We start from the raw sequence: 510 nt of genomic DNA on the forward strand, positions 1-510 counted from the left end.
GCTGATTTGGTTGACATATTCAGGTTGAGACCTTTGCAAAGTACCTCTCTTCACCTTTTCGCTGACAGCCGAAACCCCAACACAGGTTTTCGGCTGTTTTCGCCCCAAATACCTCCTAATTCTACCCAAATACCCCCTTAATCTTCCCTGGATACCCGATAATCAGGCATCCGGGCTGCCTTTTAGGCGGCAGCGGGCGCACTTAGCCTGTTGGCGGCTTTCAACAGGTTCAAACACATCGCCTTCAGATGGCTTTGCGCACTCACTTTAATCAGTCCGAAATAGGCTGCCCGGGCATAGCGGAATTTACGGTGCAGCGTACCGAAGCTTTGTTCGACCACATAACGGGTCTTCGACAAATATCGGTTGCGTTTGGTTTGCACTTCCGACAGCGGACGGTTGCGGCAGGCTTTGCGCATAATGCCGTCCTGCAACTGATGTTCTTCCAGATGTTGCCGGTTTTCCGCACTGTCGTAGCCTTTGTCGGCATAGACGGTCGTACCTTCGGCT

General features: G+C 52.2%; 1 protein-coding gene. It reads right to left on the reverse strand.

The features are described 5' to 3' along the window. Positions 1–182: 182 nt before the first annotated feature. Positions 183–510, reverse strand: a 328-nt coding sequence (locus DKP76_RS18960) for a transposase (protein WP_146198966.1), incomplete at its 5' end; no start/stop codon positions are given.

Origin of the sequence: Falsochrobactrum shanghaiense, from assembly GCF_003149535.1 — a bacterium.
In the GTDB taxonomy this organism is placed as follows: domain Bacteria; phylum Pseudomonadota; class Alphaproteobacteria; order Rhizobiales; family Rhizobiaceae; genus Brucella; species Brucella shanghaiense.